This window comes from Phosphitispora fastidiosa, from assembly GCF_019008365.1.
GTDB classification, from domain to species: domain Bacteria; phylum Bacillota; class Thermincolia; order Thermincolales; family UBA2595; genus Phosphitispora; species Phosphitispora fastidiosa.
This window is the reverse complement of sequence record NZ_JAHHUL010000179.1, coordinates 1-252: the sequence shown is the minus strand read 5'-3', so window position 1 is coordinate 252 and position 252 is coordinate 1. Positions and strand designations below refer to the sequence as shown.

Below are 252 nucleotides of genomic sequence, written 5' to 3'. Positions count from 1 at the left end.
GGGTCTGGGCGAAGTCTTTATGTACGCCATCGACTACGAGAACCCGGGCGGTCGCGGCGCGACTGTGCGCAACGGTCAGCCGGGTTGGCAATCCGATGGGTCGTTCCTGACGCCCGAGGGCGACCGGCTGACTGACGACGTCTCCCGCGCGGCCTATCTGAGGACCGTCCAGGACTGGATCATCGCGCCGCAGCTGCGGACGGTGAATGGCGTCGCCGGGGTGGATTCCATCGGCGGGTTCGAAAAACAGTA

General features: G+C 65.5%; 1 protein-coding gene. It reads left to right on the top strand.

Annotated features, from left to right (window positions below):
* Window positions 1–19: 19 nt before the first annotated feature.
* Window positions 20–252 (top strand): hypothetical protein (locus tag Ga0451573_RS19415; protein ID WP_269438414.1); only part of this gene is annotated, 233 nt, incomplete at its 3' end.